This window comes from Vannielia sp. SX4 (assembly GCF_052828525.1).
Genome location: NZ_CM128247.1, coordinates 3,992,487 through 4,017,885, shown reverse-complemented (window position 1 = coordinate 4,017,885; position 25,399 = coordinate 3,992,487). Strand labels below are relative to the sequence as shown.

Below are 25,399 nucleotides of genomic sequence, written 5' to 3'. Positions count from 1 at the left end.
CAAGGGCGCAAGAGTAACCAGAATAACCAGTCACGCCCCACACCACCGGCCCCTCCGAGGCCGGTGGTTGTGTTTTGGGGGTGGCCTAACGCGGGCGGAAGATCAGACGCCGAGGCACCAGCGGAGCACGGCCTTTTGCGCGTGCAGGCGGTTCTCGGCCTCGTCGAAGATGACCGACTGGGGGCCGTCCATCACCGCGCTTGTCACCTCTTCGCCGCGGTGCGCGGGCAGGCAGTGCATGAAGAGCGCCTGCTCGCCTGCGGCGGCCATCACATCCTCGTTCACCTGATAGGGGCGCAGCAGGTTGTGGCGTCGTTCGCGGGTGCTTTGGGCATCGTGCATCGAGACCCATGTATCGGCCACGATCAGATCAGCGCCTTCGACGGCGGACCAGATATCGCGGTCGAACTCGACCTTGGAGCCTGCGGCGCGGGCCTCCTCCACGAACTCGCGCTCGGGGTCGAGCTGCTGGGGGCCGCAGAAGGTGAGATCGAAGCCGAACTTGCCTGCGGCGTGCAGGAAGGAGGCGCAGACGTTGTTGCCGTCCCCGGCCCAGACGACCTTTTTGCCTTTGATCGGGCCGCGATGCTCCTCGTAGGTCATCAGGTCGGCCATGATCTGGCAGGGGTGGGTGCGGTCGGTCAGGCCGTTAATCACCGGCACGGAGGCGTGCTCGGCCATCTCCAGCAGGGTATCTTCTGCGAAGGTGCGGAGCATGATGAGGTCGACGTAGCGGGAGAGCACCCGGGCGGTGTCGGCGATGGTTTCGCCGTGACCAAGCTGCATTTCGCCACCCGAGAGCACCATCGTCTGGCCGCCCATCTGGCGCACGCCGACATCGAAGCTGACGCGCGTGCGGGTGGAGGGCTTTTCGAACACCAGCGCGACCATATGGCCCGCGAGCGGCTGGGCATCATCGGGCAGGCCCTTGAGGCGGCCTGCGCGGGCTTTCTTCATCGCGCCGGCCTGGTCGATCATATGCCGGAGGTCGGTGATGTCGGTCTTGTTGATATCAAGAAAGTGGTTCATTGCGCGGCCTCCTCGACGGCAGTTGCGGCGGCGTCGAGCCGGGTGATGGCCTCGGAAATCTCTTCCTCGGTGATGTTCAGCGGGGGCAGCAGGCGGGCGACATTGTCGGCGGCGGGCACGGTGATGACGAGCGCGTCGTATCCGGCCTTCACCACATCGGCCACCGGGGCCTTGCACTTGAGGCCGAGCATGAGGCCCTGCCCGCGCACGCCCTCAAAGACATCGGGGTGCGCGGCGACGAGGCCCTCCAGTTTTTGCCGCAGCGCGCCGCCCTTGCGGCCGACGCCATCAAGAAATGCCGGTTCGGAGACGATATCGACCACCGCCTTGCCCACGGCGCAGCCCAGCGGGTTGCCGCCGTAGGTGGAGCCGTGGGTGCCCGCGATCATGCCTGCCGCCGCGGCCTCGGTGGCCAGCACCGCGCCGAGGGGAAAGCCGCCGCCGATGCCCTTGGCGGACATGGCGATATCGGGCTCGATCCCGGCCCATTCGAAGCCGAAGAGCTTGCCGGTGCGGCCCATGCCACATTGCACCTCGTCGGCAATCAGAAGCACGCCATGCGCGTCGCAGGCGGCGCGGATCGCCTTGAGCTGGTCGTCGGGCAGCACGCGGATGCCGCCCTCGCCCTGCACCGGCTCGATCAGCACGGCGGCGACATCGGGCTTGGCGATCTCTTCGTTGAACTGCGCCATGTCGCCCCACTTGAGGTGGCGGAAGCCGGGGAGGACGGGGCCGAAGCCGCCGATCATCTTTTCGGTGCCGGCGGCGGCGATGGCGGCAGAGGAGCGGCCGTGGAAGCAGCCGTCGAAAGTGAGGATCTCGATCCGCTCGGGGGCGCCTGCATGGTGGTGGAACTTGCGCGCCATCTTCACCGCGAGCTCGCAGGTCTCGGTGCCGGAGTTGGTGAAGAAGACGGTATCGGCAAAGCTCACCTCCACCAACTTGTCGGCCAGCGCCTTCTGCTCGGCCACGGTGTAGAGGTTGGAGACGTGCCAGAGCTTTTGTGCCTGGGCTGTCAGCACCTCGACAAGCTCGGGCGCGGCGTGGCCGAGGGCGTTGACGGCGATGCCGGAGCCGAGATCCAGAAAGCGTCGGCCATCCTGCTCGACAAGCCATGCGCCCTCGCCCTTCACGAAGGTGAGGGGGGCGCGATTGTAGGTCGGCAGGATGGAAGGGATCATCGGATCGTCCTTTCTGGAATGAAGCCCCTGAATGGGTCAGAGCGGGGCTTTCGTCAACGATTTTTGGGGTTTGACCGGGGGTGCGAGCGGGCACGGCGAAGCGGCCCGAGAAGGATCAGGCGCGGCGTCGGCGTCGGATGATGGCAGCAGCGGTCATGGCGCGGCTGATAGCGCATTGACGGCGGCTTGGGAAGAACGATCTATGGGCGGACCGAAAGGAGGCCCCATGGCCGAGACCTTTGCCCCCGTGCAGCCCGACAACCGCATGGCCGCGATGAGCATCGTGGCGGCGACCTGTTTCATCGCCCTCTCCACGCTCTTTGCCAAGATGCTGACGACCGATGCGCTTGGCCCGGCGCTCTCGCCGTTTCAGGTGAGCCACGGGCGGTTTGTGTTTGCGCTGCTGTTCTTCGTGGTGGGCGTGGCGGTGATCCGGCCAAGGCTGACGCGCCCGCATTGGGGGCTGCATCTGGCGCGGACGGGCTGCGGCTGGGGCGGGGTGACGCTGATGTTTGCCGCGGTGGCCTTCATCCCGATGGCCGATGCCACGGCGTTGAGCTTCACCAGCCCGGTGTTCACGCTGATCTTTGCCGTGGTGCTGCTGGGCGAAACGGTGGGCTGGGTGCGCTGGGCCGCCGTGGCAGTGGCGCTCACCGGCGCTGCGGTGCTGCTGCGCCCGACGCCCGAGAGCTTTCAGCCCGCCGCGCTGTTGGCGCTGGGGGCGGCGGTGGCGATGGGGACAGAGAACATCTGGATAAAGAAGCTGACCCGCCGGGAGGGGCGATTGCAGATTTTGCTGGTGAACAACCTTGTGGGTGTGGTCATCGCCAGCGCGGCGCTGCTGGCAGTCGGCTGGCAGAGCCCTACATCGGCGCAATGGGGCGCACTGGCGGGTGTGGGCCTGTCGATGGCGACGGCGCAAAGCTTTTACATCAACGGGATGGCCCGCGCGGATGCCAGCTTTGTGGCCCCGTTCATCTACGGCACGCTGGTCTTTGCGGCGCTCTATGACGCGGTGATCTTCGGCGCGGTGCCGGACTGGGTGAGCTGGCTGGGCGCGGCGATTATCGTGGCGGGGGCGCTACTGCTCGCCTGGAGAGAAGGTAGAAAGCGCCCGACCCGGTTGCACCCGGTGGCTGGCGTAGTAAAATAAGGGCATGAGGCGGCCCGATGGCGGGCCGCTTTGCAGTTTGAAAGGATGGCGGGCCAATGTCGTGGACCGATGAGCGCGTGGAAACCCTGAAGCGGATGTGGGGCGAGGGCCAGTCGGCCAGCCAGATTGCCAAGGAGCTGGGCGGTGTGACCCGGAACGCGGTGATCGGCAAGGTCCACCGGCTGGGGCTCTCCAACCGCACGACGGGCAATGCCTCGGCACCCGCGGCCAAGCCTGCGGCGAAGGAAAAGCCAGCGCCGGCGGCGGCCAAGGCCAAGCCCAAGGCGAAGCCCGTCAAGGCGGCCGAGCCCGCGCCTGCGGAGAAGCCCGCGAAGGAAGAGCCGGCGACCCAGAGCGCCGCGCCGATCAGCCCGGCCCGCAAGGCGATCATCCCCGCTGGCCAGCCACTGCCGCCGCAGCCCTCGGCCAACGAGATCAGCCCCGAGGCGCTGGCCTCGGTGCGTGAGGTGGAGAAGAAGGCGAAGAAACTCAGCCTGATGGAACTCACCGAGCGGACCTGCAAGTGGCCGATCGGCGACCCGGCGACCGAGGACTTCTGGTTCTGCGGCTTGTCTGTGCAGCAGGGTAAACCCTACTGCGAAGCCCATGTGGGCGTGGCCTTCCAGCCGATGTCCTCGCGCCGCGACCGCCGCCGCTGAGGGGGCTTGTGCAGCAATAATTGGTTTTGCTGCACAAGGCCTGGGGCGCTTTGCATAGCGAAAATGAAATTTTATAGCATGGCCGGGGTGATTGCCTCGGCAACCCATAGGTGCGCGCCGGTTGGCGGCTGCGGGCGGCCGCGACGATTGTTCAACTGTAAGATCGGCCCGGTGAGATGCCCCAAAGCCGGGCCCTCCTGACAGCGGTTTGACAGGAATCCCCGGTCACGGACTTGTCAGGGCACGGTGTGGCCCTAGAACTCTTGCCCTGATGTAACGAGGGATGAAGGAGGCCGGACGCATGGCCCCGATCATATCAATCAAGGGATTGCAGAAGACCTATGACAGCGGCCACACGGCGCTGCACGGGGTCGATCTGGATATCGAAGAGGGCGAGATCCTTGCCCTGCTCGGGCCGAATGGCGCGGGCAAGACCACCACGATCTCGGCGGTTTGCGGGTTGGTGACGCCCACTGGCGGCACAGTCACCGTGGGCGGGCATGACATTGCCACCGACTACCGCGCCGCGCGTTCGATGATCGGCCTTGTGCCGCAGGAGATCTCGATCGAGCCGTTCGAGAAGGTGATGAACACGGTGCGGTTTTCGCGCGGGCTCTTCGGCAAGAAGCGGGACGACGCTTATCTGGAAAAGGTGCTGCGGAGCCTGAGCCTGTGGGACAAGCGGGACAGCCGGAACAACGAGCTTTCGGGCGGGATGAAGCGGCGGGTGCTGATTGCCAAGGCGCTGAGCCACGAGCCGCGCGTGCTCTTCCTCGACGAGCCGACCGCCGGGGTGGACGTGAACCTGCGCAAGGACATGTGGCAGCTCGTCCGCGAACTCAGGGCCGACGGCGTGACCATCATCCTGACCACCCATTACATCGAGGAGGCCGAGGAGATGGCCGACCGGATCGGGGTTATCGACAAGGGGCGGCTGCTGCTGGTCGAGGAGAAGGACAAGCTGATGAAGTCGCTGGGCCGCAAGCAGCTGGTGCTGGAACTGGCCAAGGTGCCCGATGCCATTCCGGCAAGCCTTGCCGGCTACGAGCTGGAGCTGGAGGGCAACCGGCTGACCTATACCTTCGACACCACCGCCGAGAGCACGGGCGTGACCCGGCTGATGGCCGATCTGGCCTCGGCGGGGCTGAAATTTACCGACCTTTCGACCCGGCAATCGAGCCTTGAGGATGTGTTCCTCTCGCTTGTCGACGAGGGGCAGCAGAAGGAGGCGGCGCAATGAACTGGCTGGCGATTGGCGCGATCTACCGTTTCGAGATGTCGCGGTTCTTCCGCACGGTGACGCAGAGCATCATCTCGCCCGTGCTGTCGACGGTGCTTTACTTCGTGGTCTTCGGCTCGGCCATCGGCGGGCGGATCGAGAGCGTGGAGGGGGTGAGCTACGGCGCCTTCATCGTGCCGGGGCTGGTGATGCTGACGCTGCTCCAGCAGTCGATCAGCAACGCGAGCTTCGGGATCTACTTTCCGAAGTTCATTGGCACGATCTTCGAGCTGCTCAGCGCGCCGATGTCTTTCATCGAGATTGTCATCGGCTACGTGGGCGCGGCGGCGACCAAGGCGCTGTTCATCGCGGGGATCATTATGATCACGGCGAGCTTTTTTGTGGAGCTGAACATTCTGCACCCGGTCTGGATGCTGGCCTTCCTCGTGATGACCGCTGTCAGCTTCGCGCTGTTGGGGTTCATCATCGGGATCTGGGCGAAGAACTTCGAGCAGCTCCAGCTCATTCCGCTGCTGGTGGTGACGCCGCTCGTGTTCCTTGGTGGGTCGTTCTACTCGATCTCGATGCTGCCGCCGGCCTGGGCGACGGTGAGCCATTTCAACCCGGTGCTCTACCTCGTCAGCGGGTTCCGCTGGAGCTTTTTCGGCATCTCGGATGTGCCGGTGGGCATCTCTCTGGTGGCGGTTGCGGGCTTTTTCGTGATCTGCCTCGCGGCGATCTACGCGATCTTCCGCACCGGCTGGCGGATCAAGCCCTGATATTTTGGCGCGCGCCGGGCGGGGGAGGACAACCCGGCGCGCGCCCCGACGGGGGCGTTTTTTAGACCCCGTCGTAACTCTCGACCGTGCCGAAGCGGTGCTTGTAATCCATCTTCGGCTCGTCCTTCATGGCCTGCACAAGGCCAGCGCACTCGGCATCGGTCAGCTCGAAACATGTGCCCGCGCGGCCCCGGATCACCTCCCACGCCGCAATCGGCGGCCCTTCGGTGAAGGGGCAGGGCGCACCGGCGTCATAGGCCGCCGCGTTCAACCCGTGGACGTAGAGCGCCTGCGCGACATAGGCTGCGGCCTCGGATTGCTCGACATACATGTGCAGCCGCTCGATATCGAAGAGGGCATGCACGCTCTCGTGCAGGATCAGCCCTTCCAGCAGGCCGCTGCGGGCGCCGAGGCTTTTGAACCCGAGGTAGAAGGCATTGCCGCCGGGGTCGTAGTAGGCCTTTTCGGTGCCGAGCTGCGGGGCGTAGACAGGGGTGATCTTGCCCTCGACCAGCGCCCCCACCACCTTGCCGAAGCCCGGCCCGGTGACGTGGCCGGTGGCGTAGGAAAAGTGGATGCGCTGGGCAGCATTGGTCGAGAGCACGGCGATGATCATGTCGCTGAGCTGCTGGGTCTCGTCGGCCATCGGGCTATCTCCTCCTGCCGTGCGGCTCAGGCGATGCCGTCATTGCCGGCGTCGTCGTCGTCCCGGCCCTGATAGAGGCTGTCGCTTTCGAGCGCCGCGTAGAGCGGGGCCAGCTCTTCACCGGTGAAGGTGTGCGCGCCGCCACGGGCGGGCACGGAGACGGTGAAGGCGGTTGAGAAGGGCTCGTCGAGTTCGACGGTGCCATTGTCGTCGAAGTGGGCCTTGTTGTCGTGGTAGAACCAGAGCGCCTGCGCGATGTAGGCCAGCGCCTCGGAGACCTTCACGGTCATCGGCTGATTGATGTAGTCGAAGGCGGCGTGGGTGCTTTCATGCACCACGAGCGCGGCCTTGAAGGTATCGCCCGAGACCTCCTCGAAGCCCATGTCGAACCGGTTGGGCGTGTAGACCCAGGCGCCGCGCACCCCGGCGGGGCCGTGACGGCGGGCGGTGATGGTGCCGTCGCTGATCTTGTCGCGGACGGGCTGGTAGATGGAGGGCGTCACGTTGCGGCCCTCGACGGTGAAGTTGAGCTGCTGCATATGCACGGTGGATATCGTACGGTTGATCTCCTGAATCAGAGACATGGGTCATCCCTTTCAATTGGTTTTGCGCCCGTGACCGGGCGGCTGATATGAATTGTTGCGCCGGTGCGGCTGAAATTTCCGCGGCGTAAGGCTCTATATGGGGGCGGTGATGCGCGATTTTAAGATGCAGGCCGAGGTGGCTGGGCCGGATTTCGCCGATTGGCGCGGGTTGCACCGGCTTTTGGTGGAGAGTTTTGCCTACATGGAAGGGCGGATCGACCCGCCCTCATCGCTCGCCGGGCTGACCCCAGAGGGGCTGGAGGCGAAGGCGGAGCGCGAGGTGCTGATGCTGGTGCGTTATGGCTCCCGGATCGTGGCCTGCGGCTACGCGGCGCCGAAGCGGCCGGTGATGTATCTTGGCAAGCTGGCCGTCACCGAGGCCCTGCGCGGGCAGGGGCTGATGCGGCAGATGGTGGATCTGGCGGAGCAGATGGCGCGGGACGGCGGCTTTGAGGCGCTGGAGTTGCAGAGCCGGGTGGAGCTGGTGGAGAACCACGCCGCCTTTGCCGCGCTGGGCTTCGTGGAGGTCGGGCGCACGGCGCATGAGGGGTTCGAGCGGGCGACTTCGATCACCTTTCGCCGCAGCGTGCCCCCTTCCGCCGTGGGGCAAGCGGCTGTATAGCGCGGCCATGTCCAGCAATCCGCCCGACCTGCGCCCCGATCTCGCCCCTGCTCCGAAGTTTGGCGATGCCCCCCGCGAGGGGCAGCCACGCATTGGGATGGTGTCGCTCGGGTGCCCGAAGGCGCTGGTGGACAGCGAGCGGATTTTGACCCGGCTCAGGGCAGAGGGGTACGGGATTTCGCCCGATTATTCCGGTGCCGATGCGGTGATCGTGAACACCTGCGGGTTTCTGGATTCGGCCAAGGCCGAGAGCCTCGATGCGATCGGGGAGGCGATGGCGGCCAATGGGCGGGTGATCGTTACCGGGTGCCTTGGTGCGGAGCCGGAGTATATTACCGGCGCGCACCCTAAGGTGTTGGCAGTGACCGGGCCGCACCAATACGAGCAGGTGCTGGATGCGGTGCATTCCGCCGTGCCGCCCGCGCCGGACCCGTTCATCGACCTGCTGCCCGCCTCCGGCGTAAGCCTGACGCCGCGCCATTACAGCTATCTGAAGATCTCGGAGGGCTGTAACCACAAGTGCAAGTTCTGCATCATTCCCGACATGCGCGGGCGGCTGGTGTCTCGCCCCGCCCATGCGGTGGTGCGCGAGGCGGAGCGGCTGGTGGAGGCCGGGGTGAAGGAGCTTCTGGTCATTTCGCAGGACACCTCGGCCTATGGCGTAGATATCAAGCACGCCGAGGAGCGCGGGCACCGGGCGCATATTACCGACTTGGCGCGCGACCTTGGCGGGCTGGGGGCCTGGGTGCGGTTGCATTACGTGTATCCCTATCCGCATGTGCGGCAGGTCATTCCGCTGATGGCGGAAGGGCTGGTGCTGCCTTATCTCGACATCCCGTTCCAGCACTCGCACCCCGAGACGCTGAAGCGCATGGCGCGGCCTGCGCATGGCGAGAAGACGCTGGAGCGGATTGCCGAGTGGCGAGATATCTGCCCGGAGATCACCCTACGTTCGACCTTCATTGTGGGCTACCCCGGCGAGACCGAGGAAGAGTTCGAGCACCTGCTCGACTGGCTCGACGAGGCGCAGCTGGATCGGGTGGGGTGCTTCCAATACGAGAACGTGGCCGGGGCGCGGTCGAACGAGCTGCCGGACCATGTGCCGGATGAGGTGAAGCAGGAGCGCTGGGCGCGCTTCATGGAGAAGGCGCAGGCGATCAGCGAGGCCAAGCTGGCGGCGAAGGTCGGCCAGCGGATGGAGGTGATCGTGGACGAGGTGGACGCCGATGGGGTGGCCACCTGCCGGACCAAGGCCGATGCACCCGAGATCGACGGCAACCTCTTTATCGACGAGGGCACCGAGGGGCTGAGCCCCGGTGATATCGTGACCGTCGATGTGGATGAGGCCAGCGAATATGACCTCTGGGGGCAGCGGGTCGGCTAGGCCGGCGTGACCCCGGCGGCGCGGCGGGCCCAGTCGAGCAGCAGCCCGTAGGGGCGGCTCAGCAGCACCATCAGCACGAGGGCGGAGCCGACGGCGGCGGTGATCTGCGCCGCGGTTGCCCCTGCGGCGAGCAGGGTGAGGGCGTAGACCGGGGCCTGAAAGCTGATGAAGGCGGCGATGTCGAGCGCGGTGCGGGCGGCGGCGCGGCGGGGCGCGAAGCGGCGGAAGAGCGTGTCGCGCCACCAGCCGTAGGGGCGGCCCGTGGCAACCATCACCGGGATCATCACGAGGCGGGTGAAAAGCACCGCAGCGGGCGCCATTCCGGCGATGAGAAGCTCGGAGAGGGCGGCGACGGTGGTGAAGAACAGCACCGCCGTCAGGGTATCGACCAGAAACAGGCGCATGGGATCGCTCTATCGGCTGGGCCGGGGGCTGCCAAGCCTTGGCGCGCGGGGGCGGACCGGAAACATGCAGGGGGCGAGAACATACAGGGGTCGGTGGCTCCCCAGTCACCGACCCCTTGGGTGCCAGCGGGGCGGCCTTGCTGGCTCCATCCCTCGCCCTCTGCCGGCACGTCTGGTTGTTCACTCCGCCTCAGCTGGCCGCCTTCCTCAGCAGCCGGTCGGCCCGGGCCATGGCGCGGGTGGAGGCCTCCACGGCCTCATCGGCGGCGGCGCGGGCCTCTGCCGAGCGGCGGCGCAACTCGGCGAAGCGGCGTTGGTTGATGCAGCGGGGTGGGCAGGCCGCGCCTTGGGGTGGGGCGGCATCGAGGTTGGCATCGAGCCAGTCGGCGCAGCCGTCGGCCCAGTCGCAGCCGCGGCAGCTCGTGACCATCCCGGCCCAGCCCGCGTGGCTGAGCGCGCCCTCCTCCATCGCCTCGGCGAGGTCGGTGCGGGTGGCCTTGGCCATCCCCATGGCCAGCAGGTAGTGGGTGCGTTCGTCTCCGAGGGGTTTCATGGCGGCACGTCCTTCTCCGGTTCGCGCCGTCAGTCTGCCCCCGGTCGAGCGGGCGGTCTTTGACTCAGGTCAACCCGCCTAGTTGGCGGGCACGAGCCGCTCCAGCGCCTTGCCGCCCGCCCATGTGCCGTGCAGCTCGCCGGAGGGGGTGATGACGTAGTAGACCGGGTTGGGGTCGCCCCATTGCACGGTGATGACCTTGCCGTCGACAAGGCCCGCCCCGGCGTAGCTGCTGCTGCCGACTGTCCATGTCATGCTGACGGATGCGCCGTTTTCGACCAGCGAGACGGTGCCGGTGTACTTGGAGCCATCGGGGTTCATCCCCTCCACGGCGTAGCTGCCGGAGAGGCCCTCAGCCCATGCGGGCAGGGCGCAGAGCGTGGCGGTGGCGAAGGCGGCGAGGGCGCGGCGGGTCAACATGGGCTTGGTCCTGAATAGGTGCTTTGAATGGGCCGAGTGTGCCCGCACCGAGGCTCAGAGAGCAAGCCCCACGAGGATCACCACCCATGCGATTGCGAGGGCCACGGCCGAGAGCGCCACGGCGGCGGAGGCGGTATCCTTGGCCTGTTTGGCGAGCGGGTGCCGCTCCATCGAGATGTGGTCGACCGTGCGCTCGATGGCGGTGTTGAGGCATTCGAAGGCAAAGACCAGCACGCCGCCCATCAGCAGCAGGGCGGTTTCACCGGCGGTGATGGGCAGCAGCAGGGCGACGATGGCGGAGATGGCGTAGGCGATGATCCACTGCTTGAGCGAGTGCTCGGTGTGCCAGACGTGTGCCAGACCCTCCCAGCTCCAGCGGGTGCGGAGCCAGATGCGCCTGATCTGCTGTTTCAACATCCTGCCTGCCTCGCGCCGTTCCCCTGCCATTTTACATAGCCGCGAGGGCGCGTGTTTTGAAGCTGCAGCCCCCGGGGCGGACTTATTTGCCCGGGGGTGGCGCCGGGGTGCTACATGTTGGCGGCGGTGCGGCGGACGGTTTCGATCCGCGAGGCGTTGGGCGGGTGCGAGCCGAGGAACACATCGCCGGGGTCGGGAATGCGGGTGAAATACTGCGCCCCGCGCACCGGGTCGTAGCCGGCGCGCTTGGCGATGATGGTGCCCACCGCATCGGCCTCCAGCTCGAACTCCTTGGAGAAGCGCCGCGCCCCGATGCCCGCGCCGACGCGGGTGGCGGCCTCGACCGCCGCATCGCCGCCGCCGCCCACGCCCACAAGCGTGCCCAGCACCAGCGCGCCGAAGGTGGCGCTCTCGCGAGTGCGGGGGATGTGCTCCTTGATGTGGTGGGCGGCCTCATGGCCGAGGATGAAGGCGAGCTCATCCTGATTGCGGGCATCGGCGATCAGCGCCAGCGTGAAGGCGATCACCGGGCGGCCGTTCTTGTCTTCGGTCTGGTAGGCGTTGGCGGGCTGGCCGCGGCGGTCATCGACGATGATGAGAAAGTCGCAATTGGCGCGGGGCAGGCGGGCGCGGCACTCACGCTCGGCCACCGGCTCGACCCGGTTGACCACCGTCACGAAGTTGCGGGCGGCGGTGTTGGCATCGAAGCGGGAGGGCGTGGCGGTGGCGGGGCCGGGCTGCGCCGGGGGCTGGTCGGGCACCGTGATCTCGGTGCAGCCGGCCAGAAGCGCGGCAGCGGCAAGCGCGATTGCGGGGAATTTCATGCGGGGCCTCATTTCGGCTGCTCGGTGTTGCACGGGAGCCTAGCAGGCCGCGGGCGGGTGCAGTAGCCCCAAGAGGCCCCCCGGCGGCGCATTGCCGGGGCCGCGCGTTTCGCGGCTGACAGCCCCGGGTGGCCGGGCTAGGCTGCGGATATGTTTACCATCGAACACGAATTCGACGCGACGGTCATTACACTGGTCGATGAAGGCGGCTCACATCTTCAGGAGGATGTGACCATTCAGGCCTTCGAGGATTGCGTGACCGTCGAGCAGCTCGACACGCGGCTGGACGAGGTGCAGAAGATCACGCTTTCGCTCACCCAGATCCGCGATCTGGCGGCGGCGCTGGACCTGCCCGAAGGGGTATATCAGCTGCGGCCCGCTTCGCAGGGCTGAGCAGGGCCAAGGGCCGCCGGGTTTGCCGGGCGGATTAACGCAGGAGCGTGGTGAAAAGGCTGCCGGAGCTGACGCCGCTGAGGATTTGCAGTGCCGCGCTGGTGCCGCCGCCGGTGGAGGCGCCGCCGTTCAGCTCGGTGCGCACGAGGTAGAGGCGGATCAACTCTTCGCGCGCCTCCGGGTCGGTGAATTGGGAGACATCATCGCTGCCGAAGAGCGCCTGCGCCCGCTGCTTGTAAACATCGAGCTGCCGGTCGAGATCGAGTGCGGGGAAGGCATCAGGCAGGCCGAAGGCGGTGTCGAACACCTCGCGCAGGGCGGAGGTGCCCATGACCTTGAACCACATGGTATCGTTGGCATCGTCCGGGTCTGCGGCGAGGCCCGGCATCTCGCGCTCAAAGTTGAGGGCAACGCGCAGCTCCTGCGCCTGCTCGCCCACCCCCAGCTCGAACTGGCGGGTGGTGTAGGCCGCCTTGATGGTGTCGATGAAGCCGGTCATCTGCTCGGCCGGGCGCCCCTCGAAGAGGCCAACGATGCGCTGGCGCAGCACCTCGATCTGGGTGGCGTCCGGCAGGGCATCGAAGCCCTCGGCCACGTTGAAGGCGGAGAGGACGGAGGTGCGTAGGCGCGGGTTGCCCATGACATCGGACCAGAGGCCATCAATTTCCTTGCGGAGGGCGGCCTCGCCCTCGGGATCGCGCTCTTCGGCGGCCATGAGGGTGGTCAGCTCATCGAGGGTGTAGACCAGCTCCATCGCCTGATCGCCCGCCGCCTGCCGCGCACGGGGCGGCAGGGTATCTGTGCCAGAGCGGATCTGGACTTCGATGGCGCTGAAGCCGTTGTTCGGGGTCTGGTACTCGCCGAAGCCGAAGGCCTTGGCGAGATCGTGGTAGCGGGTGTCGGAGAGGCGGTTGGCGAGCGCGCGCTCGTCGGTTGTGCCCTCCTCCAGCACCTTGCGGATGAAATACTTGTTGTCGATATCGTCCGAGAGGCCGAAGGCGCCGAGGGCGACGCGGAGCAGGCGAAAGTCGCTGACCAGATCCTCGGCGGTCTTCACCTTGGCGATGCGCTCCTCGAACTCGGCCATGTCGCGCTGGACGGTGGCCGAGTTGGCGAGCGCCTCCTGCTGGTTCTCCTGCGTGCGCTGGAGAAACTGCCAGCCGAGGGAGCCGCCAAGGGGGACGATGGGGGTGAACATCAGGAGGGCTTGACGCTGGGGGGCAGCGCGGCGGGGGCTGGGCTGGTGGCCGGTGCCTGTGCCGCGATGAGCCGTTCCTCGCGGGGGATGAGGGTGCGCAGGGCCTTGAGCGCCTGATAATGCTGGCCCTCGCGCACCGCCATGGTGGCAGCGTCGAGCTGGCTGCGGCTGTCATGGTCGGTGAAGACCTGGCTCAGCTGCTCGATCCCGCGCATCAGCTGGACATTGGCATCGGCGGGCGCGGTATCGCCCGAGAGAACCAGCTGGGCGATGTAAGCCACCCGTTTCACCGGGGTCTTGGCCTCCTCGGGGTGGATCGCATCGCGCAGCCGCAGGATGTTGGCGCCGGGGGTGACGATGGAGAGCCGCGAGCGGCGGTCGCCGTTTTCGATCACTGCGCCGTTGATCAGCACCCGCTCCTTGGGGCTCAGCTTGAGGACGAGGCCGCTCATTTGACCGCTCCGCCCGCGGCGGCGGCACTTGCCACGGGGGCCCCTGTGGCCTTGGGCGCGGCGGGGGCGGGTGCGCTGCCGAGGCCGCGCATGACGGCCATGTTGATCTCGATCAGCGGCACCACGTTGGCCTTGCGGCGCAGCACCTTGGAGGAGTGCTGGGCGGTGAAGCGGGCGAGGTAAAAGATGCGGGCGCGCAGATCGGGGGTGAGGCCATTGTCATTGTCGGCCACATCGGCGGCGAGCGCCGTCCAGAGTTGGCGATTTTCATGCACGGCCGTGGCCAGCGCGTTGAAGGTTCTGGAGCCTTTGAGGCGGGCGGTCACCCGGCTGAAGGCTGCGTATTCGGTGCCGCGATGGGTGCGCAGCGGGGCCTGCTGGCCGGAGGAGTAGGCGCTTTGCGCCAGTTGTGCGGAGTTCAAGGCTCTGTCCTTCCACGCGAGGGAAACTTAGGTGAGGAGAGCGTGGGCGGGGCGCCCCGGGCCGTTTTGGCCCGGTCCATTGGGCGCCCCGCCCGTGGTCAGGTTACCGGAACAGCGACAGGATCGACTGCGGCGCCTGGTTGGCGATGGAGAGCGACTGGACACCCAGCTGCTGCTGCACCTGAAGCGCCTGGAGGCGGGCTGAGGCGGCCTCCATATCAGCGTCCACGAGGCTGCCGATACCGGCTGTCAGGCTGTCGGTCAGGTTGGAGATGAACTCCGACTGGGTCTCGATCCGGCCTTCGACGGAACCGAAGTTGGCAGCGGCCTCGATGGCGCTGTCGATGTAGGTTTCGATGTTGGCCAGAGCGGCCTCGACACCCTCATCAGTGGTCACGTCGATATTGTCGACACCGGCCAGGCCACCGGTGGCCTCACCATCGGCCAGACCGTTGACCTGAAGAGCCATTGCGGCGCCGTCATTGTCCACTTGGAGGACCCACGAGCCGGTGGCGTCATCCTGGTAGACGTTGGTCGAGATATCGGACAGGCCCGAGCCGTCGATCTGGATCTTCAGCCCCTTGACCACATCCTCGAAGGTTTCACCCTTGCCGGCGATGTAGTCGTAGTTGGTGCCGCCGATCGAGACGCGGTAGCCATCGCCCTCGCTGACGCCGGAGGTCGCCGAGAAGGTCACCTCGGAGGCGCGGGCCTGCAGGTTGGCCCCGGAGAAGCTGGCGGCGGCGGCCGTGGCTGCGACCCCTTCCACATCGGCAGAGAACTGCGTGGTGGCGGAGGTGGTGTCACCGTTGATCTCGATGTCGTCGAAGGCGGAGGTCGAGGTGATGGTGATCACCGCGCCCGTCACCTCGGCCGAGATGTCATCGATGCCAGCAGCGTTGATGGCCGCGGTCAGACCGGCGGACACATCGTTCAACGTGGTCGAATCCGCGGTGTAGGACACCGTGGTTCCGTTGATCTGCAGGTTGAAGACATCACCGATCGACTGAGCGGTGCTCATGGTGATTTCCATCTCGTTCCCGGTGTTCGAGAAATCGCGGGTCGAGCTGTCATCGGCGTTCTGCCCGGCGCCGGCCTGCACCGTGACGTTGCCACCGGAGGCAGCGGCATCCGCTGCGGTTAGGGCTGCGCCACCGACGAGCGACGCACCGGTGCCCATGACGCCGGCCTCATAGCTGAGGTCCTGGCGGGCAACGGTGATGTCGGAGGCCACAACGGAGCCGTCGGAGCTGCGGTCCAGCGAGGACAGCACGTTGACGTCTTCGGTGCCCGACAGCAGGTTAAGCCCGTTGAACTGGGCCGCCCCCACGACCGAGGCGATCTGGTCGCTCAGTGCGGTGATGTCGGCCTGAAGTTTCTCGCGATCGACGTTCTCTTCCTGCGCGCCGACGATTTTCTCTTTCATCTGCACGAGCAGGTCGGTGACGGTTTCGGCGCCGTTGCGGGCCACCGCGACGGTGCTTTCACCGAGAGACAGGCTCTCGGAGATGGCCTTGAAGCCGCGCACGTCGGATTCCATCACCTTCGAGATCGCCCAGATGGCGGAGTTGTCGCGGGCGGAGCCGACCGATTTGCCGGTCGAGATCTCGGCCTGCACCTGCTCGAGGTTCATGTTGATACCGCGGAGCGTTTGCAGGGCCACCATCGAGCTGGTGTTGGTCAGAATACTGGACATGGTTCACTTGGTCCTTTCAGATGGGCGCTTTGCGCCATTTCGGAAAGTCGCCCCGAGGGGCAACCGGTTCCGGTTTCACCGTGTTGCGGACCTTTGGCCGGGCCGCGCCACCCACGAAGGTGCGTGGGCGAACCTGCCTCAGTGAGCTTAATGGATTGCTAATACCTCCCCATTCCATCGGCCGAATTTCAGAACAGTTTGTTTTGAATTGTCGGATTGCCCGCCGCCGGAATTGACGTCTGCCAATAGGGATGCGGCAGCGGTATATCGTGCATGGCGCGCCGGGCTCAGGCGCGCCGCTCGAAGCTGGATTTCGCCGGGCCCAGATCCTGCCGCTTGCCCTTGTCGGTATAGGTATCGAGATGCTCGGCGGCGCGCCGAGTCTCGCTGAGCCGCCTGGCAACGGCCCGCAGCCCGCGCTGGGCGGCATCAAGCAGCCGATCATTGCCGCGCGAGCTGACCGAGAGCGCCTCGAGCTGGGTACGGGTCAGTGTGTCGGCCTGGGCTTCGATCTCCTTCAGGAGGCTGTGTTTCTCTTCATAAAGCGCCTCCAGCTTGGTGAAATCGCCCGCCTTCAACGCCTCGCGCTCGGCTTCCATAAGGGCCTGGGCCCGTTCGAAAAGTTCAGTGTTTTCAGACATTGTTTCGCGCCTTCAGACTTTCAAAGATATGTTCGGCGAGGCCGATCCCGCCCTGCCGGGCCATCGCCTTCGCCTGCTCCTGCCTCAGAAACGAGGCAAACCCATCCTCCCCGACCCCGCCGCCGAACGACTCGCGCGACTCGCCGAGACCGGCCTGCGCCAGCATCTCCGAAAGGAAGCTGGCCTCCAGGTCCACCGACAACCTGCGCAGTTGCGCCTCGCGTTCCGCCAAGGCGGGGCTTGGGGCAGGCGGGGCAATCGGTGGAATCGGCGGCATGGTGGCCCTTTTCGAATTACGGCGATTTTGAGGCATTAGGACAGAAAGCGGTAAAGGATCGGTAACCAAAGGCGTGCAATCTGCACCTGACTTCCAGAAGGATCAGGTTGACCAGAAGGATCGGTTGGAAATGCAGAATGCGATATTGTCGGAATTGGCGATCTTTGCAGTGACCCCCGGCGCAACGGCCGGGCGCGGTGCGGTGCCTTCGGGGCAGGGCGGCAAGGCGGGAGACGCCGGGCCTGACTGGGCGACGGTGCTGGCGACGCTGGAGGCCGAGGGCGTAGAGGAGGAGGCCGCCGATGCGGTCGCCGGGATCGTGGCGGCGGTTGACTATGCGGAGGAGGATGTGGGCGACGCAGGAGTGTTGGCAGAGGACGTGGAAGTCGCCGCGGAGAATATAGAGGGGCGAGTCGCGGCTGGCGAGGTGAGCGATATTGCCGAGGTTGATTCGGAGGCTGAAGTCGTGGCTGGCCGTGCGGAGGCTGTTGGCCCCGCGCAGGCGCGCGCGAGTGAGGCTCCTCCTTCACTGATCGAGCTGATCCTTGGGGCGGTCGAGGGCCGCAAGGCTGTGGAGACCTCGGCCCCGCGCCCGGCACAGGGGACGGTGATCGGAAGGCCAGAAGTGATACGCGCACCGAGACAGCATTGGGCGACACCGGCGCGGGGCGATATGCCTACGCGGATCGGTCGCGCGGAGGCGGTTGCAGCGGTGTCGGCTTCGCCGGTTGTGGTCAGGCCGGTAGAGATGAACTGGCCGGTGGTTGATGCGGTCAACGCATCGCCGGAGGTGGCGAGGCGCACCGCCGTGGACCCGCTTCGGGTCCTTGAAGCGCCTTCTGGAGACGAGGTGGTTTCGGTCGAGGATCGAAAGATTGTCACAGGGGCGGCTTCACTGCTGGCTCCCGTGTCGGATGCTGAACCGGTGCGCGGGGCTGTGGTACCGCCGACCATTCCGCCCGGAGGGGCCGGGGAATCGCGTGTGTTGCCGGAACAGGCGGCGCAATCCGAGCCGGTCCCCGAGGTGCTCAAGCGAAGCGAGTTGCCCCCGAAACTGGAGGTCCGGCGGGTGGACGCGGCGCGCGGAGAGCAGGCGGCGCCGGTTGCTGAGGTGGCGCGTGCGACAGTGGCGGTCGCAGCGCCAGTGGTGGCCGTTGAGCCAATCCCCGTGACGGTGCAGCCGGTTGCTGTGGATGCGATGCCGCTGGTGCAGGACATTCGAGCCGCATCCACGCCAACTGGGATGCCTGCCGCGCCGGTGCAACAGTCCGCTGCCGCCACCGCGCAGGCGGTCGCGATGCAGATTGCCGAGGTTTCCCGCCCGCTGCCAGATGGGCCAATTGAGCTGAGCCTTCAGCCGGAGGAATTGGGGCGGCTGAAGCTCTCGTTCAGCGGGGGCGAGGCGGGGCTGCATGTCGTCGTCGCTGCGGAGCGCCCCGAAACGCTGGAGATGATGCGCCGCCATATCGACCTTCTGGCGCAGGAAATGCGCAGGCTCGGCCACGAGGGCGCACAGTTCAGCTTTGCCGGGGGCGAGGGCAGCTTTGGCCAGCAGATGCAGGGCGAGAGCCATTCGGGCGAGCGGGTCGGCTGGGCCGATGACATGGCTCGCACCGCCGCCACTACTACGACACCCGCGGCGCAGGCGCCCGGCCTCGGCCAGGCCGGCCTCGACCTGCGGCTTTGAGAGGACAGACAGATGGAAACCACATCCGCCACCGCACCCACCCTGAGCTCGGGTAGCAGCGCTCGGTCCAGCCAGACCTACATCAACTCGGATTTCGAGACCTTCCTGAAGATGATGACGACCCAGTTGCAAAATCAGGACCCGCTGAACCCGCTCGACAGCGCGGATTTTGCGGTGCAACTGGCGACCTTCTCGAATGTCGAACAGCAGGTTCGCACAAACGTTCTGTTGGAACAGCTCGGCGCACAGATGGGCCTGACCGGTATGTCAGATCTTGCGAATTTCGTGGGGATGGAAACCCGGGTCGCCGCGCCCGCGCTTTTCACCGGCCAGCCGATTGAAATGACGCTGGATGTCGATAAGGGCACCGACACGGGCGTGCTGGTCGTGAGAGACGAGTTCGGCATCGAGCGGCAGCGCCTGATGATCGACACCACGGCCCCCTACCATGTGTGGCAAGGCACGGATGACAGCGGCGCACCCTTTGCCGATGGGATCTACAGCTTCACGGTCGAGAGCTATCAGAACGACGAGTTGATCGGCACCTCGGAGGCGCAGGTTTATGCTCGGGTCGAGGAGGCGCGACTGGAAAATGGCGAGACGGTGCTGCTGCTGAACAGCGGCGCGACGGTGCCTGCCTCCAGCGTGACGGCGCTGCGGTTTCCGGTGGTTTACGAGCAAAGTTCCGATGCTGGCGGAGAGGAGGGGGCCGCTGCGGCAATGGCACGGCGGCAGTATTCCAGCGGGACGATCTGGTAGGGTTTTCGGGGCGGGGTGACGTCGAGCGGCGCGAGCCTGAGCTTCACCCAGCCGAGCGTAGCTATGCTGCACGGATGACCGAGCGAAGCGAGGCTGCCAGATAGACCGAGCGAAGCGAGGCCACGAGGGGCCTGCCGAGCGCAGCGAGGCATTGATGAAGCAAACCGAGCGGAGCAAGGCCACTGAAGAGTCAGACCGGCGGCAGCTTGGGCTGGCGGGGTCAGAAGCCGTCGAGCAGGGCGACGACGGCGAGGGCGGCGGCGGCGCCAAGGGCGGCCCATGTGAGGCGGCGCCAGAGCGGGTTGCCCGCGGGGCGCGGCGGAGGGGGCGTGGCCTGGGCGATCAGGGCGCGCTCCAGCAGGGCGGGCAGTCGCGGGCCGAAGCGGATGGCCACGCGGGCGGTTTCCTTCAGATCGTGCAGCAGCGCGGCGGGGCCCACGTTGCGCTTGACGTAGTCTTCGACCACCGGGCGGGCTGCCTGCCAGATGTTGATGTTGGGATGCAGCGAGCGCGCCACGCCTTCGACCACCACCATCGTCCGCTGCAGCAGGATCAGCTCGGTGCGGGTTTCCATCCCGAAACGCTCGGTCACCTCGAAGAGATAGGAGAGCAGCCGCGCCATCGAGATATGGGTCGCATCCATCCCGAAGATCGGCTCGCCGACGGCGCGCAGGGCCCGCGCGAACTCGTCTACATCGCGGTCGGCGGGCACGTAGCCGGCCTCGAAATGCACCTCGGCCACGCGTTTGTAGTCCTTGCGGATGAAACCCATGAGGATCTCGGCATAGACCCGGCGGGTATATTCATCGATCCTGCCCATGATGCCGAAATCGAGCGCGATGATCTCGCCGCCGGGCGCGACCTTGAGGTTGCCCTGATGCATATCGGCATGAAACAGGCCGTCGCGCAGGGCGTGACGCAGGAAGAGCGAGAGCACGCGCTCGCCCAAGGCCACGCGGTCGTGCCCAGCGGCGTCGATGGCGGCGAGGTCGTTGAGCGGGATGCCCTCGGCCCATTCCAGCGTCATCAAGTGGCGGGCGGAGAGCGGCCAGAACGGGCGGGGCACAATAAAGCCCTCGTCGCCCTCGGTGTTCTCGGCAAATTCGGAGGCGGCGGAGGTCTCGAGCCGCATGTCGAGCTCACCCGCCACGACGCCCTCGAAATGCGCGATCACATCGCGGGGCCTCAGGCGGCGGGAGGCGGGGGAGAGGGCCTCGATCATGGAGGCGGCGAAGTAAAAGGCGTCGATGTCGCGGGAGAAGGCGCGCTCGATGCTGGGGCGCAGCACCTTGACGGCCACTTCGCGGCCATCCTCGACCCGCGTGGCTTTGTGCACCTGCGCGATGGAAGCGGCGGCGACCGGCTCGGAGAAGTCGGAGAACATCGCCTCGACCGGCTGGCCCAGCTCGGCCTCGACCACGCGCATGGCGTCGGCACGGGGGAAGGGGGGCAGCTTGTCTTGCAGGACCATGAGCTGTTGGGCCAGTTCGGGGCCGACCACATCGGGGCGGGTTGAGAGGATTTGGCCGAACTTGATGTAGGCTGGGCCGAGCGCGGTGAGGGCGCGGGTCACGGGCGGCTGGGCCGGGTCGCCCTTGTGGCCGAGCCATTTGAACGGCCAGCCCAAAACGCGGGCGGCCACGCGGAGGGGGCGGGGCGCATCCATCGCCTCGAGCGCCACGCCCATCGCACCGGTGCGCTCGAAGGTCGCGCCGGTGCGGATCAGGCGCCAGATGTTATGCGGCCCGCGCATCGCCCCTCAGAGCTTCCAGCCGGAGTGCAGGGCGGCGACGCCCAAGGTCAGATTGCGATACTTCACCTGCTCGAAGCCGGCGGTGCGGATCATCGAGGCGAACTCCTCCTGCGGCGGGAACTTGCGGATTGATTCCACGAGATACTGGTAGCTGTCGCGGTCGCCCGTCACCAGCTTGCCCATGCCCGGGATGACGTTGAAGGAATAGGCGTCATACGCCTTTTGCATCAACGGGTTGGGCAGTTGCGAGAACTCCAGCACCATGAGCCGCCCGCCGGGGCGGAGCACGCGGTAGGCTTCGGAGAGCGCGTCGCCGATGCGGGTCACGTTCCGGATGCCGAAGGAGATGGTGTAGGTGTCGAAGCTGTTGCTCTCGAAGGGCAGGGCCATCGCATCGCCCACCACCCAGTCGAGTTTCTCGGCCAGATCGGCGGCTTCTGCGCGTTTGCGGCCCTCGACCAGCATGGCCTCGGTCATGTCACAGACGGTGGCGGTTGCCCCCTCGCCGGCGCGCCCGAGGTAGCGGAAGGCCACATCGCCGGTGCCGCCGGCCACATCGAGCAGGCGCGTGCCGGGACGGGGGGCCAGCCAATCCATCATCGCGTCCTTCCAAAGCCGGTGGATGCCGCCGCTCATCAAGTCGTTCATGATGTCATACTTGCTGGCCACGGAGGAGAAGACCCCGTGCACCTTGCCGGCCTTCTCGGCCTCGGGCACCTCGGTGAAGCCGAAATGCGTGGTTTTTCCGTCGTCTGCCATGGGCTTGCCCAACTTTGTTCGCAAACCGGATATAGGCAATTTCCACCGGATACAAACGCGCCAGATGCGCGCAGGAGGGCGAGGAATGGACGAGCGGGACCAATTTGCGATGCAGCTGCTGTTGCTGGCGCTGGAGTATCCGCTGATCGCCGTGGCGCTGGCCGTGGTGCTGATCCTGACGCTGATCCTCGGCTACATTCTGGTTTTCTACGTGATCCCCGGCATGCTCATCCGCGCAGGGGTGCGGAAGCTGGAGGATGTCACCGCGCCGAAGGATGCCTCTGGCCGCCGCGTCCGGCAGACGATGGGCGCGCGATTCATGGGGCGGGGCGATATCGCGCCGCTGGCTTCGCGCGGGATGGCGCGGGCGGCGGAGGAGTCGCTTGGCACCACGGTGATGCGCACCACGTGGGGCATGCGCCTGTCGACGGTGGTGCTTGGCGGCGCGGCTGTGGCGGCGCTGCTCTTCATGGATATGGGGCTGGATCCGCAGGTGGCGCTGTTCGTGAAGCCCGCTGTGGTGGGCTTTGGCCTGCTCGGCCTTGCCCATGTGTTCAGCTTCGAGATGCGGTACGACCGGGATGTGATCATCTCGCAGAGCCTGATCCAGTTTCGCCGCGAGATCGCCTGGCGCGATCTTGTGGATATCCGGGACGAGGGGAATGGCGTGTTTCGCCTGACCGGGGCGGATGGCAAAACGATGCGGGTGCAGAAATATCTCACCGGCATGAGTGATTTCCTGACCCGTGCCCATGGCGTGATCGACGGGCGTGGCGCTTTTGCCTAAGGGCTTGCGGGGCGCGGCGGGGCGGCTAGGTTTGGCGCCAGACGCCTGAGCCGGAGCCGATATGCCCGAACTGCCCGAGGTGGAGACCGTGCGCCGCGGTCTGCTGCCCGCCATGGAGAACACCGTGATTGCCGAGGCCCGGGTGAACCGGGAGGGGCTGCGCTGGCCGTTTCCGCCCGGCATGGCCGGGAGGCTCACGGGCCGCCGGGTGCTCGGGCTGCGGCGGCGGAGCAAGTATATTCTGGCCGATCTCGACAGTGGGGAGACGCTGCTGATTCACCTCGGCATGAGTGGGCGAATGCGGGTAAGCGGCGAGGGGCTGGGGGTGTTTCACCACGCGCATCCGGCGCCGGAGAAGCATGACCATGTGGTGCTGGAGATGGAGAACGGCGCCCGCGTGACCTTTAACGATGCGCGCCGTTTCGGGGTGATGGACATGGTCGCCACGGCAGAGGCCGAGGCGCACCGGCTGCTCGCCGGGCTGGGGCCGGAGCCGCTGGGCAACAGCTTCAACGAAGACCATCTGGTGGCGGCGTTCCGGGGCAAGAACACGCCCGTTAAGGCCGCGCTGCTCGATCAGAAGATCGTCGCCGGGCTGGGCAATATCTATGTGTGCGAGGTGCTGCACCGCACCGGGATTTCGCCGGTGCGCAAGGCGGGCAAGATCGGCCCGGCGCGCGTGGCCAGCCTTGTGCCCGCAATCCGGGAGGTTCTGGGCGAGGCGATCGAGGCCGGCGGCTCCAGCCTGCGCGACCATCGGCAAGCCTCTGGCGAGCTTGGATATTTTCAGCACCGCTTTGCGGCCTACGACCGCGAGGGCGCGGCGTGCTCCACCCCCGGTTGCAGCGGCACGATCCGCCGGATCGTGCAATCGGGGCGCTCAACTTTCTACTGCGGCTCGTGTCAAAGATAACTTGCAGAGCAGCCTGACCCTGCTAACAAAGGGAGGCTTGGCACGACCGAAAGGACAGCCATCCATGGCTTATGAAACGATCGCCGTCGAAACCTCCGATCATGTTTGCACCATCCGCCTCAACCGGCCTGACGCGCTGAATGCGCTGAATGCGCAGCTCATTGGCGAGCTGGCCGATGCGGTGGCAGAGGCCGATGCCGACAAAGGGGTGCGCTGCCTCATCGTGACCGGCTCGGAGAAGGCCTTTGCCGCCGGGGCGGATATTTCGGAGATGGCCGACAAGGATTTTGTCGATGTTTTCATGGGCGACATGTTCGGCGCCCAGATCGACCGGATCCTGGCCTGCCGCAAGCCGATCATCGCGGCCGTCTCGGGTTATGCGCTGGGCGGCGGCTGCGAGCTGGCGATGATGTGCGATTTCATCATTGCCGCCGACACCGCCAAGTTCGGCCAGCCGGAGATCAACCTTGGCGTCATCGCCGGGATCGGCGGCACCCAGCGGCTCACCCATTTTGTCGGCAAGGCCAAGGCGATGGACATGCACCTGACGGGGCGGTTCATGGATGCCGAGGAGGCTGAGCGCTCGGGGCTGGTCAGCCGCGTGGTGCCCGCCAAGAAGCTGATGGACGAGGCCAACGCGGCGGCCCAGAAGATCGCCGAGAAATCGGCGGTGTCGGTGAAGGCGGCCAAGGAGGCGGTCAACCGCGCCTACGAGATGCCGCTCCGCGAGGGGCTGCTCTTTGAGCGGCGGCTGTTCCACGGGCTGTTTGCCACCGAGGACCAGAAGGAGGGCATGAAGGCCTTCCTCGAAAAGCGCGAGCCGCAGTTCCGCGACAAGTAGTGGGCGCGTGGTGCGCCTCGACAGGTGCGCTATGAATGCGCACCCTACGGTGCGGTGAGCACCGCAGGGCGGCGGCGATACACAACGGGGTTGGCAACGGCCGCCCAAGCGTGTAAACGCCCGCCGATACATGCGTGTGAGGCCCGCTCTGGCCAGAATCGCCCGGTAGCGAACCCGGGGTCGGGCTCTTCCCGCGCAATTCAGTTTTGAACGCCGCACCAAGGCAAGACCCGACGAAAGAGAGACACACACATGGCCAACTCGCCCCAGTCCAAGAAACGCGCCCGCCAGAACGAAGCCCGCTTTGCCGTCAACAAAGCCCGCCGTTCGCGGATCCGGACCTACCTGCGCAAGGTCGAGGAAGCGATCGCCTCCGGTGACAAGGATGCGGCCACCGCTGCCCTCCGTGCCGCCCAGCCCGAGCTGATGCGTGGCGTGACCAAAGGTGTTTACCACAAGAACACCGCTGCACGGAAAATGTCGCGCCTCACCTCCCGCGTGAAGGCCATCGGCGCCTGAGTCGCTGCGACATAAATGCCATGGGGCGCCACCTTCGGGCTGGCGCCCTTTTTTGTTCTCACAAAGCGCGAGAGCCCTAAAAACTAGGGCTTTCAGAGAGGTGGCGAGATTCGCTCCGGAAAAGATTGAGTCAAGTCAAAAGGTCAGTTGCCGGGCCGCGCGGGCGCTTGCTATCACCGGTCCTGCGATTCACGTCGCCTAGGGGGGACATGGTCGTTTCCGGCCAGTTTCGGAGCTTCTGGGGAAGCGCTGCACCGAGACAAACGGACGGAGACGGGTTGCTGTCAAATTGACGCCAGAGGAATGGGGTAACGCCGTTCTGCTGGTGACGCTGCTGCTGACGCAACATGTCCGAAGATGATGTCACTGGCCGCCGGGCAAGGCTTGCGCCCGGGAGGTCTGCCTTTTGAATGCTCGCACGAGCGACC

The 25,399-nt window shown here is 66.3% G+C and carries 30 protein-coding genes; 13 read left to right on the top strand and 17 right to left on the bottom strand.

Going from position 1 to position 25,399, the window contains the following annotated elements:
- Positions 1-102: 102 nt before the first annotated feature.
- Together argF and ACUXVX_RS19900 are read right to left on the bottom strand one after the other, a co-directional pair.
- Positions 103-1,029, bottom strand: a complete 927-nt coding sequence (gene argF / locus ACUXVX_RS19905; RefSeq protein ID WP_446309660.1) for an ornithine carbamoyltransferase — start codon at positions 1,027-1,029, stop codon at positions 103-105.
- Entirely contained in the window at positions 1,026-2,210 is a 1,185-nt protein-coding gene (locus ACUXVX_RS19900) for an acetylornithine transaminase (RefSeq protein WP_446309659.1), read from the bottom strand. Before ACUXVX_RS19900 ends, argF begins: the two co-directional genes overlap by 4 nt.
- A gap of 226 nt (positions 2,211-2,436) precedes the next feature.
- On the opposite strand from ACUXVX_RS19900, the gene ACUXVX_RS19895 reads away from it, so the two are divergent.
- The 4 genes from ACUXVX_RS19895 to ACUXVX_RS19880 all read left to right on the top strand — a co-directional run bounded on the left by ACUXVX_RS19895 (position 2,437) and on the right by ACUXVX_RS19880 (position 6,020).
- Complete coding sequence (locus ACUXVX_RS19895; protein WP_446309658.1) at positions 2,437-3,363, top strand: DMT family transporter; 927 nt, start codon at positions 2,437-2,439, stop codon at positions 3,361-3,363.
- Between the two features lie 56 nt (positions 3,364-3,419).
- The gene (locus ACUXVX_RS19890) at positions 3,420-4,022 is read left to right on the top strand and encodes a GcrA family cell cycle regulator (RefSeq protein ID WP_446309657.1); all 603 of its coding nucleotides are present in this window, start codon (positions 3,420-3,422) and stop codon (positions 4,020-4,022) included.
- A 301-nt stretch (positions 4,023-4,323) separates the two neighbouring features.
- Positions 4,324-5,262, top strand: a complete 939-nt coding sequence (locus tag ACUXVX_RS19885; RefSeq protein WP_222496602.1) for an ABC transporter ATP-binding protein — start codon at positions 4,324-4,326, stop codon at positions 5,260-5,262.
- Complete coding sequence (locus ACUXVX_RS19880) at positions 5,259-6,020, top strand: ABC transporter permease (RefSeq protein ID WP_222471956.1); 762 nt, start codon at positions 5,259-5,261, stop codon at positions 6,018-6,020. Before ACUXVX_RS19885 ends, ACUXVX_RS19880 begins: the two co-directional genes overlap by 4 nt.
- 61 nt (positions 6,021-6,081) lie before the next feature.
- Here the strand turns inward: ACUXVX_RS19880 and ACUXVX_RS19875 are convergent, their stop codons facing one another.
- Positions 6,082-6,666 (bottom strand): hypothetical protein, encoded by a 585-nt coding sequence (locus tag ACUXVX_RS19875; protein WP_446309656.1) that lies wholly within the window; start codon positions 6,664-6,666, stop codon positions 6,082-6,084.
- A 26-nt stretch (positions 6,667-6,692) separates the two neighbouring features.
- Positions 6,693-7,250, bottom strand: coding sequence for a hypothetical protein (locus ACUXVX_RS19870; RefSeq protein ID WP_446309655.1), 558 nt, complete (start codon positions 7,248-7,250; stop codon positions 6,693-6,695).
- Positions 7,251-7,359: 109 nt separating this feature from the next.
- Here ACUXVX_RS19870 and ACUXVX_RS19865 point away from each other — a divergent pair, with 109 nt between their 5' ends.
- Together ACUXVX_RS19865 and rimO are read left to right on the top strand one after the other, a co-directional pair.
- Positions 7,360-7,872, top strand: a complete 513-nt coding sequence (locus tag ACUXVX_RS19865) for a GNAT family N-acetyltransferase (protein WP_446309654.1) — start codon at positions 7,360-7,362, stop codon at positions 7,870-7,872.
- A gap of 7 nt (positions 7,873-7,879) precedes the next feature.
- Positions 7,880-9,256, top strand: a complete 1,377-nt coding sequence (gene rimO / locus ACUXVX_RS19860; protein WP_446309653.1) for a 30S ribosomal protein S12 methylthiotransferase RimO — start codon at positions 7,880-7,882, stop codon at positions 9,254-9,256.
- On the opposite strand, the gene alaE is transcribed toward rimO, so the two are convergent.
- The 5 genes from alaE to ACUXVX_RS19835 all read right to left on the bottom strand — a co-directional run bounded on the left by alaE (position 9,253) and on the right by ACUXVX_RS19835 (position 11,874).
- Complete coding sequence (gene alaE / locus ACUXVX_RS19855) at positions 9,253-9,660, bottom strand: L-alanine exporter AlaE (RefSeq protein ID WP_222496598.1); 408 nt, start codon at positions 9,658-9,660, stop codon at positions 9,253-9,255. The genes rimO and alaE overlap by 4 nt on opposite strands.
- 190 nt (positions 9,661-9,850) lie before the next feature.
- Positions 9,851-10,213 carry a DUF6455 family protein gene (locus ACUXVX_RS19850; RefSeq protein ID WP_446309652.1) on the bottom strand — a complete coding sequence of 121 codons (363 nt, stop codon included), beginning with the start codon at positions 10,211-10,213 and terminating at the stop codon, positions 9,851-9,853.
- Between the two features lie 78 nt (positions 10,214-10,291).
- Positions 10,292-10,633, bottom strand: a complete 342-nt coding sequence (lfb1, locus tag ACUXVX_RS19845) for an LIC10280 family protein (protein WP_446309651.1) — start codon at positions 10,631-10,633, stop codon at positions 10,292-10,294.
- A gap of 54 nt (positions 10,634-10,687) precedes the next feature.
- Positions 10,688-11,050 carry a diacylglycerol kinase gene (locus ACUXVX_RS19840; protein WP_222471963.1) on the bottom strand — a complete coding sequence of 121 codons (363 nt, stop codon included), beginning with the start codon at positions 11,048-11,050 and terminating at the stop codon, positions 10,688-10,690.
- A 110-nt stretch (positions 11,051-11,160) separates the two neighbouring features.
- Positions 11,161-11,874 carry a M48 family metallopeptidase gene (locus ACUXVX_RS19835; RefSeq protein ID WP_446309650.1) on the bottom strand — a complete coding sequence of 238 codons (714 nt, stop codon included), beginning with the start codon at positions 11,872-11,874 and terminating at the stop codon, positions 11,161-11,163.
- A gap of 150 nt (positions 11,875-12,024) precedes the next feature.
- Here ACUXVX_RS19835 and ACUXVX_RS19830 point away from each other — a divergent pair, with 150 nt between their 5' ends.
- On the top strand, positions 12,025-12,267 hold the full coding sequence (locus ACUXVX_RS19830; protein ID WP_222496593.1) for a hypothetical protein: 243 nt from the start codon (positions 12,025-12,027) through the stop codon (positions 12,265-12,267).
- Positions 12,268-12,301: 34 nt separating this feature from the next.
- On the opposite strand, the gene ACUXVX_RS19825 is transcribed toward ACUXVX_RS19830, so the two are convergent.
- The 6 genes from ACUXVX_RS19825 to ACUXVX_RS19800 form a co-directional block, all read right to left on the bottom strand.
- Positions 12,302-13,465: a DUF1217 domain-containing protein gene (locus ACUXVX_RS19825; RefSeq protein ID WP_446309649.1), complete on the bottom strand. Its 1,164-nt coding sequence runs from the start codon at positions 13,463-13,465 to the stop codon at positions 12,302-12,304.
- On the bottom strand, positions 13,465-13,917 hold the full coding sequence (gene flbT / locus ACUXVX_RS19820; RefSeq protein ID WP_446309648.1) for a flagellar biosynthesis repressor FlbT: 453 nt from the start codon (positions 13,915-13,917) through the stop codon (positions 13,465-13,467). The genes ACUXVX_RS19825 and flbT overlap by 1 nt, the downstream gene beginning before the upstream one ends.
- A complete protein-coding gene (flaF, locus tag ACUXVX_RS19815) occupies positions 13,914-14,339 on the bottom strand; it encodes a flagellar biosynthesis regulator FlaF (protein WP_446309647.1) in 426 nt (141 codons plus the stop codon). The genes flbT and flaF overlap by 4 nt, the downstream gene beginning before the upstream one ends.
- A gap of 103 nt (positions 14,340-14,442) precedes the next feature.
- A complete protein-coding gene (locus ACUXVX_RS19810) occupies positions 14,443-16,035 on the bottom strand; it encodes a flagellin N-terminal helical domain-containing protein (protein WP_222496589.1) in 1,593 nt (530 codons plus the stop codon).
- Positions 16,036-16,322: 287 nt separating this feature from the next.
- A complete protein-coding gene (flgN, locus tag ACUXVX_RS19805; protein WP_446309646.1) occupies positions 16,323-16,676 on the bottom strand; it encodes a flagellar export chaperone FlgN in 354 nt (117 codons plus the stop codon).
- Entirely contained in the window at positions 16,669-16,953 is a 285-nt protein-coding gene (locus ACUXVX_RS19800; RefSeq protein ID WP_446309645.1) for a rod-binding protein, read from the bottom strand. Before ACUXVX_RS19800 ends, flgN begins: the two co-directional genes overlap by 8 nt.
- Positions 16,954-17,026: 73 nt before the next feature.
- Here ACUXVX_RS19800 and fliK point away from each other — a divergent pair, with 73 nt between their 5' ends.
- Both fliK and ACUXVX_RS19790 read left to right on the top strand, forming a co-directional pair.
- Positions 17,027-18,640: a flagellar hook-length control protein FliK gene (gene fliK / locus ACUXVX_RS19795; RefSeq protein ID WP_446309644.1), complete on the top strand. Its 1,614-nt coding sequence runs from the start codon at positions 17,027-17,029 to the stop codon at positions 18,638-18,640.
- A 12-nt stretch (positions 18,641-18,652) separates the two neighbouring features.
- Positions 18,653-19,399 (top strand): flagellar hook capping FlgD N-terminal domain-containing protein, encoded by a 747-nt coding sequence (locus ACUXVX_RS19790; RefSeq protein ID WP_446309643.1) that lies wholly within the window; start codon positions 18,653-18,655, stop codon positions 19,397-19,399.
- A gap of 220 nt (positions 19,400-19,619) precedes the next feature.
- On the opposite strand, the gene ubiB is transcribed toward ACUXVX_RS19790, so the two are convergent.
- Entirely contained in the window at positions 19,620-21,152 is a 1,533-nt protein-coding gene (ubiB, locus tag ACUXVX_RS19785) for a 2-polyprenylphenol 6-hydroxylase (RefSeq protein ID WP_446309642.1), read from the bottom strand.
- Between the two features lie 6 nt (positions 21,153-21,158).
- Positions 21,159-21,911: a bifunctional demethylmenaquinone methyltransferase/2-methoxy-6-polyprenyl-1,4-benzoquinol methylase UbiE gene (gene ubiE / locus ACUXVX_RS19780; RefSeq protein WP_446309641.1), complete on the bottom strand. Its 753-nt coding sequence runs from the start codon at positions 21,909-21,911 to the stop codon at positions 21,159-21,161.
- A gap of 85 nt (positions 21,912-21,996) precedes the next feature.
- Between ubiE and ACUXVX_RS19775 the strand changes: the two genes are divergently transcribed.
- The 4 genes from ACUXVX_RS19775 to rpsT all read left to right on the top strand — a co-directional run bounded on the left by ACUXVX_RS19775 (position 21,997) and on the right by rpsT (position 24,971).
- Positions 21,997-22,698 carry a hypothetical protein gene (locus tag ACUXVX_RS19775; RefSeq protein ID WP_446309640.1) on the top strand — a complete coding sequence of 234 codons (702 nt, stop codon included), beginning with the start codon at positions 21,997-21,999 and terminating at the stop codon, positions 22,696-22,698.
- A gap of 61 nt (positions 22,699-22,759) precedes the next feature.
- Positions 22,760-23,611, top strand: a complete 852-nt coding sequence (gene mutM, locus ACUXVX_RS19770; protein ID WP_446309639.1) for a bifunctional DNA-formamidopyrimidine glycosylase/DNA-(apurinic or apyrimidinic site) lyase — start codon at positions 22,760-22,762, stop codon at positions 23,609-23,611.
- A 64-nt stretch (positions 23,612-23,675) separates the two neighbouring features.
- Complete coding sequence (locus ACUXVX_RS19765) at positions 23,676-24,452, top strand: enoyl-CoA hydratase (RefSeq protein ID WP_222471977.1); 777 nt, start codon at positions 23,676-23,678, stop codon at positions 24,450-24,452.
- 252 nt (positions 24,453-24,704) lie between these two features.
- Complete coding sequence (rpsT, locus tag ACUXVX_RS19760) at positions 24,705-24,971, top strand: 30S ribosomal protein S20 (protein ID WP_222471978.1); 267 nt, start codon at positions 24,705-24,707, stop codon at positions 24,969-24,971.
- The last annotated feature ends 428 nt before the right edge of the window (positions 24,972-25,399 follow it).